The organism is Plantactinospora sp. BC1 (genome assembly GCF_003030345.1).
GTDB lineage: Bacteria > Actinomycetota > Actinomycetes > Mycobacteriales > Micromonosporaceae > Plantactinospora.
In genome coordinates, this window is record NZ_CP028158.1 from 6,962,317 (window position 1) to 6,975,538 (window position 13,222).

Below are 13,222 nucleotides of genomic sequence, written 5' to 3' on the forward strand. Positions count from 1 at the left end.
CCGCTCACGCTCCCCGACGCACGCGCCGCCGGCCCTGCAACTGGTCGACCCCCACCGCCACCAGGATCAACGCTCCGATCGCCACCTGCAACCAGAACGGGTCGATGCCGAGCAGCGTGCCGCCGTTGTTGAGCAGCCCGACGATCAGCGCCCCGACCAGGGCGCCGAGCGCCGAGCCCCGGGCGCCGAAGAGGCTCGCCCCGCCGATCACGCAGGCGGCGATGGCCTGGAGTTCGTAGCCGGTGCCGGCGGTCGGCACCCCGTTGCCGAGCCGGGAGGCGAGCAGGATGCCGCCGAGCGCGGCCAGCGTCCCGGCGAGCGCGTAGACGCTGAGCAGCACCGCCCGGACCGGTACCCCGGTGAGCCGGGCCGACTCCGGGTTGGAGCCGACCGCGTAGATGTAGCGGCCCCAGACCGTGCGTCGCAGCCCGAAGCCGACCAGCAGCGCGATCAGTACGGTCAACCAGATCAGGTTGGCGACGCCGAGGAACTCGCCGCCGGCGATCGAGGTGAAGGAGCGCGGCAGCGGCTGGATGGTCCGGCCGTCGGTGTAGAGCAGGGTGATCCCCCGGGCCATGCCCAGGGTGCCGAGGGTGACGATGAACGGCGGCATCTTGAGGATCGCCACCAGCACGCCGTTGACCAGGCCGACCGCCGCACCGGCGAGCAGCGCGAGCACGACGGCGAGCAGCACCGATCCGCTGCCGGCGGTGTCGAAGACCGCCTTCGCGGCGATCACTCCGGAAAGGCCCACCACCGAGCCGACCGAGAGGTCGATGCCGGCGGTGAGGATCACCAGGAGCTGCCCGATCGCGATGATCGCGTAGATCGAGACCTGGCGTCCGAGGTTGTCCAGGTTGGTGCCGGTCAGGAAGGTGTCGGTGGCCAGGCTCAACCCCAGGACCAGGAGTACGAGCACCGGCAGCCCGCCGAAGCCCCGGCCGAGCAGGCTGCCCAGCCCGAGTACCTCCGGCTCGGCCGTCGTGCCCTTCCCGGCCGCCGTCTCGGAGGCGGAGTCCGGAGTGGCGGCCTCGGCTACTTTGCTGTCGCGGGTGGTCATCGGGACTCCAGCGGGGGTCGGGGCGGCACGGAGGCTTGCGGTGACGAGGTCGGCGCCGTCGGGGTCGTCGGGGTCGTCGGGGTCGACAGGTCGGCGGCGGAGGTCGGCGGGCTGGTGAGCCGGAGGATGCCCTCCTCGGTCGCCTCGGCCGCCGGCAGCTCGCCGACGATCCGGCGCTCGCGTACCACGACGATCCGGTCGCAGAGCCCGAGCAGCTCGGGAAGGTACGACGAGACCACCAGTACGGCGATCCCGGTCCGGGCCATCTCGGCGATCGCCTGGTAGATGTCGGCCTTGGCGCCGACGTCGACGCCCTTGGTCGGCTCGTCCAGCAGCAGCACCTTGGCGCCGGTGCCGAGCCAGCGGGCCAGCAGTACCTTCTGCTGGTTGCCGCCGGAGAGCGAGGTGACCGGGTCGTCGAAGGAGCCGTACTTCAGCCGCAGCCCCTCGACCGCCTGCCGGACGTGCCGGCGTTCCCGGCCGCCACGCAGTACCGGCCCGCTGGCGACCCGGCCGAGGCTGGCGATCGAGACGTTCGCCTCGATGGAGAGTTCCAGCAGCAGCCCGGACTCCTTGCGGTCCTCGGTGAGCAGCGCGACGCCGTGCCGGGCCGCCGCCCGGGGCGAGCCGGCCGGGATCGGCGTACCGTCGACCCGCACCTCGCCGCCGTCGACCGGGTCGGCGCCGAAGACCGCCCGGACGATCTCGGAACGTCCGGCGCCGAGCAGCCCGGCCAGCCCGACGATCTCGCCCCGGTGCACGGTCAGCTCGACGGGGGCGGCGAAGCCGGGGATGCGCAGGTCGCGTACCTCCAGCCGGGGCGGGCCGATCTCGTGCCGCTCGCCGGGATAGAGGTTCTGCACCGGGCGGCCGACCATCGCCTGGATCAGCGAGTCGTGGTCGTAGTCGGCGACCGGCCGGGTCGCCACCACCCGGCCGTCGCGGAGCACGGTGACCCGGTCCCCGACCGCGAACATTTCTTCGAGGCGGTGCGTCACGTAGAGCACGGTGTGCCCGGCGTCGCGCAGCGCGGTGACCCGCTCCAGCAGGGCCGCCGCCTCCCGTTCCGAGAGTGCGGTGGTCGGCTCGTCGAAGATCACCAGCTTGGCCCGGGTGCCGAGGACGCGGGCGATCTCGACGAGCTGGCGGGTGGCGGTCGGCAGCGCGCGTACCGGCTGGTCCAGGTCGAGATCGGCCAGGCCGACCCGGTCCAGGTGGTCCAGCGCGGTACGCCGCTGCGCGGCCCGGTCCACGATACCGAGGAACCGGCGCGGGAAGCGGCCCATGGTGAGGTTGTCCAGCACGCTGAGGTCGGGCAGCAGGCTCAGCTCCTGGTAGACCACGCCGATCCCGGCGTCCCGGGTCTGCCCCGGGGACGGGCGCGGCCCGAGCGGCACCCCGTCGACCGAGTACTCGCCCCGGTCTCGGGCGACCGCGCCGGTCAGCACCTTGATCAGGGTCGACTTGCCGGCCCCGTTCTCCCCGGCGAGGCAGTGCACCTCGCCGGGGAGCAGCTCCAGGTCGACGTCGCCGAGCGCCGTCACCGGCCCGTACGTCTTGGTGACTCCGCGCAGCCGTACCACCGGCTGGTGCTCGGTCATCACACCTCCCCGCTCAGCCCTTGGTCTTCGGCGGGTTGAGCAGCGCCTTGAGGTCCTCGGCGTCCACGTTGGACTTGTCCACGAGTACGGCGCCCGGGTCGAGCCGCTGCGGCGCGTTGCTGCCGGCGACCGCCATCGCCGCCTCGACCACGCCCTGGTAGCCGAAGAAGAACGGGTTCTGTACGACGATCGCGTCGATCCCGCCGGACCGTACCGCTTCCACCTCGGCCGGGTCGGAGTCGAACGCCACCACCGCGACCCGGTCGGCGGCACCCTTCTCCTGCACCGCCTTGGCGGTGCCGACGCCGGAGGTGTTGTTGTCGGCGAAGATCCCGGCCAGGTCCGGCACCCGGGTCAGCGCGTCGTTGACCTGGCCGACCGCCTTGTTCAGGTCGTTGTCGTTGACCAGGGTCTGCACGATCGTCGCCTGCGGGCACTTCTCGGCGAGCCCCTGCTTGAACCCCTCGAACCGGTCGATCAGCACCTGTACGCCGGAGACGGCCGACTCGTGCAGCACCTTGCCGTTCGGCTTGCCGGCCTCGGTGATCAGTTCACAGAGCCGCTGCCCCGCCTGGGCGCCGGCCTTGACGTTGTCGGTACCGATGAAGCCGTCGGCCTTGGTCTGCACCGCGTTGTCGACGACGATCACCTTGATCCCGCCCGACCGGGCCCGGTCGATCACGCCGTTGAGCGCGGTGGAGGAGTTCGGGGCCAGCACGATCGCCTTGGCGCCGCGCGAGATGGCATCCTCGACCAGGCGTACCTGCGGTTCGATGTCCGCCTCGGAGGTCGGGCCGAACAGGTCGAGTTCGACGCCGAGGTCGCTGCCGGCCTTCTTCGCGCCGGCCAGCATCGACTGCCAGAACTCGCTCTCGGTGGCCTTGACGATGACGTCGATCTTCGTACCGGCGATCGCCGCCGTACCGGCGTTCCCGCCACCGCCGTCGTCGTCCGAGCCGCCGCCGAAGGCCCGGCCGGCGACGACGCCGACGGCCAGGGTGACGACCGCGGCGAGCCCGGCCGCGCCGAGTGAGACGCTCTTCGTTGCCATCTGGTCTCCTATCCGTGGAAGCTGGCGCTGGTTCAGGGCTTGCCGGCCGGTGCACCGAACGGGACGAGGTCGAGGCGACCGGGGTCCCCGACGCGCCGGGCGCGCAGGCCCATGCCGTGCTCGAGCACCCAGCCGTAGTCGTGCCCGGCGCTGCCCGGATAGACGGCGAGGAAGCGGTACGGCTCGTCGCCGACGTTGACGCTGCGGTGCGCCCAGCCGGGCGGGATGTAGCCGATGGTTCCCGGGCGCATCTCCAGCCACTCGGCCCGCTCGCCGTCGAAGAGCAGCAGACCGCCGTGCCCGGACAGGCCGAGGTAGATCTCGCCCTGCGGGTCGGGGTGCTGGTGCCCCTTGGTCATCCAGAACTCGCCGCCGGTGGCGCCCGGCTGGATCGTCGTGATCGACTGCGGCAGTTCCCGGGGGACCTCGGGAACGGGTGAGGAGACGACCGTGTAGACCACCGGATCGCCGTCGGCGACCGCCCGCGCCCAGGCATCGCCGTCGGCGAAGAGCCCTCTGAGGTCGGACATCCGCCGGGTCAGGACCTGGCCCTGCGGCTCCAGCGTGGCGTTGTCGGCGCCGAAGCTGATCGCGAAGGGCTGGATCGGCGGGGTGGCGCTGGTGGTCACGTCGTCTCCCGTTCTTCGGGTTCCGTTCCGGTCCCCATCTCGGTCCAGTGTCGGCCGTGTTTCGGGTTACTGTCGTCCTGTCATTACAGGATGTCAAGGGTTCCAGTAGAGATCAGCGAAGGATGCACCGTCCCGGAGGCCGAGCCGCCTGACCGGGGTTATCCCCTGTCGCGCACACTGTCGACCTGGGTGCACAAACGGGGCGGGACATTCCGGACAGCCGCCCAGCGAGACAGCCGATCACCAGCCGGCGGATGATGGCCTTCGCGGATCCGAGACCAGCGGAGGTGGCCTGCGGAGTTTGGCCGTCTCGACCGAGCCGGCGGACGCTGCCGTCCGCCGCGCGACTGTGACCGGCGGACGCTGCCGTCCGCCCCGCGACTGTGACCGGCGGACAGTGCCGTGCGTCTCGCGATCGGGACCGGTTCGGACGGGCCGCCCTCGCACTCCTTACTGGCCTGGAGCCCGGCAGCGGTTCGTGGGCGCACAGACGGGGCAGCTCGACAGGCGCGCGATCGGACAACCCCTGCTCGCCGCCCCCCCTCCCCGCGCGCGCCCGTCGTGGGTGGCGAGGGCGCTGGCAGCCAGGATTCTTGGCAAGAAAGGGCGCGCAGCGAACCAGAAATCGGCAAGAATCTTGCGCGCCCGACCACCCGACCGCCCGACCGCCTGACCGCCCGACCGCGAGTTCGGACGCCGAGGCAGAACCAAGGGGCCCGGGGCCGGGTGCAGGGACGGGGGCGAGGGGAGGTGCCGAGTGGGGGCGTGTCAGGCTTTCACGAGTACGAGTGGAGTGCCGGGTCGGCCGCCGGCCGTGGAGCGGGTCAGCTCGACCTGGAACCGGCTGCGGTCGCCCCGGTGCAGGGCGAGGAAGCTCTCCACCGGGCGGCCGGACTCCCCGATGCTGATGCTGCGCAGCGCCAGCACCGGATCGCCGCGCCGGATGCCGAGCAGCCTCGCCTGGGCGGCGCTGGCCACCGCCGCCTCGACCGAGCGCACCCCCCGGACCAGCCGCACCCCGTAGGACGACTCCAACACCTGATAGAGCGACCGGTCGGTGAGATCCTCGTCGACCAGCCCGGGGGCCAGATCAGCCGGCAGGTGCGTGACGGTCCAGACCCACGGCTCGTCGTCGACGAAGCGCAACCGCTCCAGGTGGATCACCGACTCGCCGGGGTCGATCTCCAGGTCGGCGGCGACGGCGGCGTCCGCCGGCAGCACCTCGACCCGGCGTACCTCGCTGCGCAGGTGACCGCCCCGGGCGGCGACGTCCTCGAAGAGCCCGGTGAGCGACTGCACCAGCCCCTCGGCGGTCTTCGGGTGCGCGACGAAGGTCCCTCGGCCCTTGACCCGCTCGATGACGCCCTCGTTCTCCAGGTCGGTCAGCGCCTGCCGGACGACGGTACGTGAGACGTCGTATCTGGCGCACAGCTCGTGGTCGCCGAGCAGGCGGTCGCCGGGCTGAAGGCGGCGACGCTCGATGTCCCGGACGATCAACTGTTTGAGCTGGTAATACATCGGCAGCGGCGAGCCGCGGTCGATCCGGTCCCCTGCCTGCATGTCATGAGAGGATAACAGGCGACGATCGGGGCGGCGGTGTGTCATACCCGCGCCCTACGCTGGCCCGATGGACTGGAAGATCGAACTCATCCCGGTGCCGGTGACCGACGTCGACCGCGCCAAGACCTTCTACGAGAAGGTGGGATTCAACGCCGACCACGACCACAGAGTGCACGAGGGTCTACGGTTCGTGCAGTTGACCCCGCCCGGCTCGGCCTGCTCGATCGTGATCGGCGACGGCATCACCGACAAGACGCCCGGCACGCAGGAGATCCAGGTCGTGGTGGCCGACGCCGAGGCGGCGCGCCGGCAGTTGGTCGAGGCGGGCGTCGAGGCGAGCGACGTCGACGCACAGCCGTGGGGAAGCTTCGTCTACTTCCGCGACCCGGACGGCAACCGCTGGTCGTTGCAGGCGATCGAGTCGCGCCCGAACGGTTAGACCTGACGCCACACCTCCGGCGTGGCGTCAGGTCATGGCGTACCCGTCAGGAGCCCAGCTCGTCCTCCGCGTTGCCGGCGGCGGTGATGATGTCCCAGCGTTCGTCCCGGGTGATCAACCCGGCCTGCACCCACTCGGTGGAGGTGCGGGAGACCTTCGTCATGAACTGGCTGTGGTTCTTGAAGGGTGCCGCCGCCCACACCTCGTCGAGGAACGACGTGCCGTCCGGCCGCTCCCGGTTCGGGACCCCGGAGTCGTGCGAGCCGAAGACGATCGCCGGCTCGGAGCGCCGGAAATAGACGTGCTGCGCCTGGGTGTCGCCGATGTAGAGCGGCCGCAGCGTGTGCTCGTTGGTGGTGAAGGTGCCGTCGCCGGCCGGTACGACCGCCCGGGAGAGGTCACCGGCCAGGGTGAAGTGCCGGTAGAGCGAGAACTCCTTGAAGCTGCTGCCGGTGCCGAGCGCCGGCAGCAGCACCGGGCCGTTGAAGATCGCCTGTACGTCCCGGTCGTCGAGCGCCTTCTCCAGCCGGAGTACGAACGGGATCGTCACCTCGATGGTGTCGCCGGGCTTCCAGTTCCGCTGGATGCTCAGGTAGCTGCCCGGGGTCACCTTCCCCTTCCGGGCCACCCCGTTGATTTTGACGGAGAAGCCCTCGGCCCAGCCCGGCACCCGGAGCCGGATGTCCAGCCGTCCCCGGCCCTGCACCGTCAGCTTGGCCTGCTCGCTGCGCGGATAGTCGGTCTCCTGCCGGATGATGAACCCGTTCGCCTCCCAGGTCAGCACCGACCCGACGTAGAGGTTGACGTAGAGCGTCGAGTTGTCCGCCGACCGGAAGTAGACGGACTCCTGGTATTTGGTGTGGTTCTCCAGGCCGGAGCCGCCGCAGCAGGTGCCGGTGTTGCCGTAGCCTCGGCTGCTGCCCGGGGTCAGCGGCAGGAAGTAGGTGACGTTCGGGGTGCTGGTGGACTCGTTGTCCCGCTTGGACCCGAGGATGTGGTTGAGCAGCGTCCGCTCGTAGTACTCCATGTAAGCCGGGTCCGGGTCGTGGAAGAAGAGGTTCCGGGCCACCTTGAGCAGGTTGTACGACGTACACGTCTCGGCGCCGTTCCCGGCGATCGAGCCCGCGATGTTCCCCCGGGGCTGGAACAGTTCGGCGTTGGTGTTCGCCGGCAGGTCCGGGGTGGCCGGCCAGGTGCCGCTGGTGCCGCCGTGCGCGTACATCCGGTGCGGCACCACCATGTGCCAGAAGTTCTCCGTCGCCGCGTGGTAGGTCTCCTCGGCGCCCTGGTCGAAGACGCGCAGGTAGCCGACGAACTGCGGTACGTGGGTGTTGGCGTGCAGCCGGGTGATGATGTCCCGGTCCTCCACACAGGCGTCGAAGAGGGACTGCCGGTTGTCGAAGCACTTCGCCGTGGCCAGGTATTTCGGGTCGCCGGTGATGGCGTGTAGGTCGGCCATCACCTCGTTCATCCCGCCGTACTCGCCCGCGATGTAGATGGCCCACATCCGGTTCAGGGTCTCCCGGGGCAGTACCGAGAGCCGGCTGTGCACCCAGTCGCCCATCGCGGTGACCACGGTCAGTGCCTGCGCGTTCCCGGCCAGCAGGTACGCGTCGAGCAGCCCTCGCATGATCTTGTGACAGGTGTAGTACGGCGCCCAGATCGTCGGGTACGTGGCGAAGGACTCCAGCCGGACGAACTGGTCCTCGGGGTAGGCGGCCAGGAAGCCGGGGTGGCTGTATTTTCCGCTCGCCGCCATCGCCGCCTGGCAGGCGGCCAGCTCGGCGACGATGTAGTCCACCTTGTCCCCGTAGGCCGAGTCGCCGGTGGAGGCGTACGCCTGGGCGAAGGCGGTGATCAGGTGGCCGCTGTAGTGCCCGCGCAGGTTGCCCGTGGCATCGTCCCAGCCGCCCGGCGGGGTGGACCCCTCCGGCAGCGGCAGCCCGGCGGTGACCCGGAAGTTGTGCAGCACCCGGTCGGCCGGGTACGCCCGGAGCAGGTTCAGGATCCGGTCCCGCTTCTCGGCGAAGAGCGTACCGTCGAGCAGTTCGACCTGGTCCAGCCCGAACGGCTTCACCACCCAGCGCGGGTTGCGGTCGTAGAAGTCCCCCTGGGACAACGTCGCGGCGGTCACCGCCGCCCCGTCCGGGACGGCGGCGGCGCGGGCCGGTGCCGCCTGGGCGGGTGCGGCCGATGCCGCCGCGCCGGGCAGCTGGGTCGCGGCGACGGTGCCGGCGGTCACCGCGCCGACGGTACGCAGGAAACGGCGACGGTCAAGTGCGTGCTGGTCTGCGACCACTGTCAACCTCCTCGGTGGTGGCTCTGATGTCTCCCGGCGCCCGCTGACGCAGATCGCGGCGCGGCAGGCACCGACGTGCTGGCTGACTCCCGATCCGTTGCGGCGCCTGACATTCCGGGGCGCGCGGTGACGCCTCGTCACCTCTCGGCAGGTCGACGCCGATGTGATCGCTAACATTCAACCAGAGACATGGCCGGCCATGATTGCGACAGTTGTCGAAATTCCCGGCCCGATCGACCGCCGACAGTTCGGCTGCCTGTCCACCGTCACCGGCCGGGCGGAGCGGACCTGATCAGCGGTAGCCGCACTCGGCGTGCAGCCGGGCCAGCTCGGTTGCGGTGCCGATCCCGGCCCGGTACGACGGATGTGCGACGTACTCCCGGATCGCCGAGGCGAGGAAGTCGGGTTGCACGTTCAACTGCCCGACCGGCAGCTCCTCGACACCCGGTGGACGGCCCGACCAGGGTTGCCGGCCCCGGCGGTAGAGCGTGATGCGGGGGCTGACCGGTGCCGGCTGCGGCGGCCCACCGGGCGCCAACTCGTCCCAGTCGATGGTGGTCGCGCCCGGGAACCCGGACACGGAGATCCCGGTCGGTGCCAGCACCAGACCTGCCCGTCGGAGGAACGGCGAGACCAGCGCGCACCCGACGAGGACGGCGAACATCGCACCGTGGTAGCTCTCGGACGGCCACTCGTTGAAGCCGAGCCTGTCCCGCGCCGGTCCGCGCTCGACCACGACCATTGCGGCGGCATTCCAGAGGAAGAAGATCGTCAGGACGCACTGGAAGCGCGGAAACCCCCCGACGACGAACCGGCGGCCGGCGGCGTCGACCTGGAAGGTGGCGGGCCGCCGCCGCAGCGGCGCGACGACCCGGATGAGGACGACGAGCGGCGCCACCAGGGTGAGGAACAGCGCCAGCAGTTGGAGCAGCAGGCCGAGGCCGGCGGGGTCGATCCGGTCGGTCACCGGTTCCACCCACCAGCTCACCGCGAACCGGCTCAGGAAGGCAACGATGCCGAGCGCCAGGGCGGCGGCCCGGAGCACGCCGAGCGACATGACCGCAGCGTAGCGAGGCCGGTCAATACCGTACCGACCGCGCGGGACAAGCCCGAGCCGCGCGAAATCCGATGGAGCCGCCCGCCGGGCACTGGTACCAAGAGCCGATGCGAACCCCATCCCGTACCGCGTGAGCCGCAGCCTGCACACCGACCCGTACCCGAGCCGCGCCGCCCGGCGACTCGACGCGCCCCGGGGCCGGCGCGCGGCCGAGCCGAGGGTACTGCGCCGCCGTGCCCGCCTCGCGGAGCAGCAGCGTCTCGCGCCCGAGCAGGTCGACCGGCCCGAGCCGATCGCCCGGCCGACGACCCCGTACCCCCCGCCCCGGCTCCCGATCCGGGAGTCTCCGGCCCGGCCGGGCTTCCTGCATCCGGCGACCGTCGGCGACGTCACCCGGCTGCTGGACTTCTTCGGCCCCGAACTGCGGTACGGGCTGCGCGCCGTCGAACTGCGGCACGCCGTCGGCGCCGACCGGCCCGGCCCGCTCCTCGCGGCGCTACTGGTGCCGGGCGTGGTGATCCTCTACGAGCAGCCGCGACCACCCTGGACCGTCCCCGGCCAACTCCTGCCACGGTCCCGGTCCCGACTGGAGCGGGCCGGTGCCCGGGTCGACTCCGCCGCGACGTCGACCAGGATCGACTGGCCCGGTACGACGCTGCGCGACTTCCTGCTCTTCGACGGCCTGCTGCACGAGATCGGCCACCACCTGGTGCAGCACGGCAGCGGCAGGCGGACCGCCCGGGTGCGCCGGACCGCCGACCACGAGCGCTACGCCGACGGGTTCGCGGCCCGCTGCCGGGAGCGCTGGACAGCCGCCGCCGCGCCCGGGGTCGCCCGTGGATAGCCCGGCCCGGCTGGTCGGTGACGGTCTGGAGAACCCGGCCAACGCGTACGCGCTGCGGGACGCCGCCGCGATGTTCGGGGTGCCGTGCCTGTTCCGGGACGGCCGGGGGCTGGCCGGGCGCTGGTCCGCCGAACGGGCCGGCGGGCCGCTGCACATCATCGACAGCGCCGAGCTGCTGGCGGCGTCGACCCCGATCGTCGCCGTCGAGAACGCACCCGGCGCGACCTCCGTCTTCGGTACCGCGCCGCCGGCCGGGCGACCGTCGGTGGTGGTCGGCAACGAACGGCTCGGCGTACGACCGGACGTGCTGCGGGCGGCCACCCGGTGCGTACAGATTCCGATGACGGGTCGCGGGGTGAACACCCTGAACGTCGCCTCGGCGGCGGCGGTGGCCCTGCACTACCTGCTGGCGGCGGTCGGCCGGCGTACCGTCCGGGGCACCCGTCCCGGTGCGCGCCGGCCGGCCGTACTCCTGCTCGGGCCCGGCGACCACGTCGAGGCGGGCAGCACGCTGCGCTCGGCCGCCGCCTTCGGCTGGCAGACGGTGGGACTGGACGACCGGGCGAAGGTGTGGTGGGGCACGCCCCGCCCGGTACGCACCGAGGCCCGGGCCGCCGCCCGCAGCTCCCGCAACCCGCTGAAGGTGGTACCGGTACCGGCGCAGCCGCCGTTGCCGGCCCGGCGGGTGGTGGTCGCCGGGCTGCACGTCGGCGGTCCGGCGCTGCACCGGGTCGACCTGACCGGCGGCCCGGAGACCCTGCTGGTGATCCCGGACGAGGAGGCGACCGGGCCGGCCGAACAGTGGCGGCGGCTCGGCCCGAGGGTGGAGTTCGCCCGGCTGGAGCTGCCGGCGGCGAACGTGCCGTACCGGTACCGGCTGGTCGCGGCGATCGTGCTCGCCGAGGTCGCCCGGCAGCTCGGTACCCGTGCTCCCGGCCGCCCCGGCCCGGCACCCCGGCACCGTCCCCGCTACGACAGCGCGCTCGCCCTGGGCGACTCCCCGGACGCCGAGCTGGTCACCCCGGCGGAGCTGGAGTCGTACTGAGGTCAGGCGGGGTCGGCACCGTCGAGGGCCGCCTGGATCAGGCCCCGGGTCTTCTCGTCGAAGGCGACCAGTCGGATCGACTCGACCGCCGACGGAGTGGAGCGGAGCGTCTGCACCGCTATCCGCGCCGCCCGGTCGGCCGGAAACCCGTAGACCCCGGTGGCGATGGCCGGAAAGGCGACGCTGCGCGCGCCCACCTCGTCGGCGACCGCGAGGCAGCGACGGTAGCAGGAGGCGAGCAGCTCGGCTTCGCCGTACCCGCCGCCCTCCCAGACCGGGCCGACGGTGTGGATGACATGCCGGACCGGCGGGTCGAGGTCGAACGCCGGGGTCGCCACCGCCTCGCCGGCCGGGCAGGGGGCGATCGCCCCGCCCGCCTCGGCGAGCCGCGGACCGGCCGCCCGGTGGATGGCACCGTCCACACCGCCGCCACCCAGCAACGACTCGTTGGCGGCGGTGACGATCGCGTCCACGTGCTCCCGGGTGATGTCGCCCAGCACGACTTCGATGGTGGCCATCCGCCGATGATGCCAGTCGACCGGCGACCTGTCCGCACAACGCCACCGCCCCGCCACCTGAGCGGACAGGTGACGGGGCGGTGGCGTTGGCTCGGGCTACAGCATCGAGACGTGCACGTGGTCGGTGTGGTCACTCGGACCGCTGTAGGAACTCCAGCCCTCGTCCGGGAACCAGATCTCCTTGTACCAGATCACGTAGAGGATGCCGAGCCGGTCCGCGTTGCGGATCAGGAACGCGGCCAGGTCGTTGCCGTACTTCATCTGGTCGTCGTTGGCAGCCCGGCTGAACCCGGAGTTGCGCAGCGACCAGTCACAGGCCCGGCCCTTCGGATGCTCGAACGGCCCACCGGGCCGGAAGCAGCCGACGAACCTCTTGAAGCCCGCCCGACGCACCTCGTTGTACATGTGGAGCGTTCGGGCGGTGATGCAGCCGCTGGTGGTCGGGTCCTTCTTGTTGCACGGCAGCCCGGGGAAGCCGTCCGCCATCCCCGGCCCCGGCCGGGCGACCGGCGAGGTGGCCGCCACCAGCCCCTTGTCGGGGCGCGAGTTGCCGCCCACCAGGGCGAGCGCCTTCTTCGCGTCCGACTGCTGCTTCTGGATGATCTTCTCTTGCGCGGCCTGCTTGGCGACCTCCTCGTCGATCGCCTTCTTGGCCGCGCCGACCTCGTTGCGCGCCTCGTTGAGCGCCCGGAGCTTGCTGTTGTTGAACAGGTTCAGCTCGTTGAGCGCCGAGGCCCGCTCGATGAACGAGTTCGACGAGGAGTCGGACGAGTTGTTGCTCAGCAGCATCGAGATGGCGCTGAGCTTGCCGCTGCGGTAGGACTCGGCCGCGATCTGGCTCGCCTCCGGCGTGAGCGCCGCCAGCCTGGCCTCCGCCTGCTTCAACTGGTTGCCGAGCTGCTGCTGCCGCCGCTGGGACTTGCTGCGCTCGGCCTTCGCCTCGGCGAGCCGCTTGCCGGCGCTGGCGAGCACGTCTCCGAGCACCGGCGAGTCGGCCTCCTCCTGGGGGGCCGGTTTCGGCGCGGGCGCCGCCGACGCCTCCGACGGGACCACGACCAGAGCTGCGGCGGTGAGCAGTGCCAGGGCAGTCGCCAGCCTTCGGCGTAGGGGTGCCCTCAC

The 13,222-nt window shown here is 71.8% G+C and carries 12 protein-coding genes; 3 read left to right on the forward strand and 9 right to left on the reverse strand.

The window, feature by feature from the left end:
- Positions 1-4: 4 nt before the first annotated feature.
- The 5 genes from C6361_RS30540 to C6361_RS30560 form a co-directional block, all read right to left on the reverse strand.
- Positions 5-1,060 carry an ABC transporter permease gene (locus C6361_RS30540; protein ID WP_107269853.1) on the reverse strand — a complete coding sequence of 352 codons (1,056 nt, stop codon included), beginning with the start codon at positions 1,058-1,060 and terminating at the stop codon, positions 5-7.
- Positions 1,057-2,661 (reverse strand): sugar ABC transporter ATP-binding protein, encoded by a 1,605-nt coding sequence (locus C6361_RS30545; RefSeq protein ID WP_107269854.1) that lies wholly within the window; start codon positions 2,659-2,661, stop codon positions 1,057-1,059. The genes C6361_RS30540 and C6361_RS30545 overlap by 4 nt, the downstream gene beginning before the upstream one ends.
- 13 nt (positions 2,662-2,674) lie before the next feature.
- A complete protein-coding gene (locus C6361_RS30550; protein ID WP_107269855.1) occupies positions 2,675-3,712 on the reverse strand; it encodes an ABC transporter substrate-binding protein in 1,038 nt (345 codons plus the stop codon).
- Positions 3,713-3,744: 32 nt separating this feature from the next.
- Positions 3,745-4,341, reverse strand: coding sequence for a glucose-6-phosphate isomerase family protein (locus tag C6361_RS30555; protein WP_199853132.1), 597 nt, complete (start codon positions 4,339-4,341; stop codon positions 3,745-3,747).
- Positions 4,342-5,109: 768 nt separating this feature from the next.
- The gene (locus C6361_RS30560) at positions 5,110-5,901 is read right to left on the reverse strand and encodes a GntR family transcriptional regulator (protein ID WP_107269856.1); all 792 of its coding nucleotides are present in this window, start codon (positions 5,899-5,901) and stop codon (positions 5,110-5,112) included.
- Positions 5,902-5,968: 67 nt separating this feature from the next.
- On the opposite strand from C6361_RS30560, the gene C6361_RS30565 reads away from it, so the two are divergent.
- On the forward strand, positions 5,969-6,340 hold the full coding sequence (locus C6361_RS30565) for a VOC family protein (RefSeq protein WP_107263364.1): 372 nt from the start codon (positions 5,969-5,971) through the stop codon (positions 6,338-6,340).
- Positions 6,341-6,386: 46 nt separating this feature from the next.
- Here C6361_RS30565 and C6361_RS30570 read toward each other — a convergent pair whose 3' ends face one another.
- The gene (locus C6361_RS30570) at positions 6,387-8,639 is read right to left on the reverse strand and encodes a glycoside hydrolase family 127 protein (RefSeq protein WP_199853133.1); all 2,253 of its coding nucleotides are present in this window, start codon (positions 8,637-8,639) and stop codon (positions 6,387-6,389) included.
- A 292-nt stretch (positions 8,640-8,931) separates the two neighbouring features.
- The gene (locus C6361_RS30575) at positions 8,932-9,696 is read right to left on the reverse strand and encodes a hypothetical protein (protein ID WP_107269858.1); all 765 of its coding nucleotides are present in this window, start codon (positions 9,694-9,696) and stop codon (positions 8,932-8,934) included.
- A gap of 130 nt (positions 9,697-9,826) precedes the next feature.
- Here C6361_RS30575 and C6361_RS30580 point away from each other — a divergent pair, with 130 nt between their 5' ends.
- Both C6361_RS30580 and C6361_RS30585 read left to right on the forward strand, forming a co-directional pair.
- Positions 9,827-10,540 (forward strand): hypothetical protein, encoded by a 714-nt coding sequence (locus C6361_RS30580; protein WP_107269859.1) that lies wholly within the window; start codon positions 9,827-9,829, stop codon positions 10,538-10,540.
- Complete coding sequence (locus C6361_RS30585; protein ID WP_107269860.1) at positions 10,533-11,585, forward strand: TrmH family RNA methyltransferase; 1,053 nt, start codon at positions 10,533-10,535, stop codon at positions 11,583-11,585. The genes C6361_RS30580 and C6361_RS30585 overlap by 8 nt, the downstream gene beginning before the upstream one ends.
- Positions 11,586-11,587: 2 nt before the next feature.
- On the opposite strand, the gene C6361_RS30590 is transcribed toward C6361_RS30585, so the two are convergent.
- Together C6361_RS30590 and C6361_RS30595 are read right to left on the reverse strand one after the other, a co-directional pair.
- The gene (locus C6361_RS30590) at positions 11,588-12,103 is read right to left on the reverse strand and encodes an O-acetyl-ADP-ribose deacetylase (RefSeq protein WP_107263359.1); all 516 of its coding nucleotides are present in this window, start codon (positions 12,101-12,103) and stop codon (positions 11,588-11,590) included.
- A gap of 96 nt (positions 12,104-12,199) precedes the next feature.
- Positions 12,200-13,222, reverse strand: a complete 1,023-nt coding sequence (locus C6361_RS30595) for a hypothetical protein (protein ID WP_107263358.1) — start codon at positions 13,220-13,222, stop codon at positions 12,200-12,202.

What these genes read in the sequence shown, in the direction of transcription:
- C6361_RS30550 (WP_107269855.1), bottom strand. Translation starts at nt 3,712, where the DNA reads ATGGCAACGAAGAGCGTCTCACTCGGCGCGGCCGGGCTCGCCGCGGTC.
- C6361_RS30575 (WP_107269858.1), bottom strand. Translation starts at nt 9,696, where the DNA reads ATGTCGCTCGGCGTGCTCCGGGCCGCCGCCCTGGCGCTCGGCATCGTT.
- C6361_RS30565 (WP_107263364.1), top strand. Translation starts at nt 5,969, where the DNA reads ATGGACTGGAAGATCGAACTCATCCCGGTGCCGGTGACCGACGTCGAC.
- C6361_RS30545 (WP_107269854.1), bottom strand. Translation starts at nt 2,661, where the DNA reads ATGACCGAGCACCAGCCGGTGGTACGGCTGCGCGGAGTCACCAAGACG.
- C6361_RS30540 (WP_107269853.1), bottom strand. Translation starts at nt 1,060, where the DNA reads ATGACCACCCGCGACAGCAAAGTAGCCGAGGCCGCCACTCCGGACTCC.
- C6361_RS30590 (WP_107263359.1), bottom strand. Translation starts at nt 12,103, where the DNA reads ATGGCCACCATCGAAGTCGTGCTGGGCGACATCACCCGGGAGCACGTG.
- C6361_RS30560 (WP_107269856.1), bottom strand. Translation starts at nt 5,901, where the DNA reads ATGCAGGCAGGGGACCGGATCGACCGCGGCTCGCCGCTGCCGATGTAT.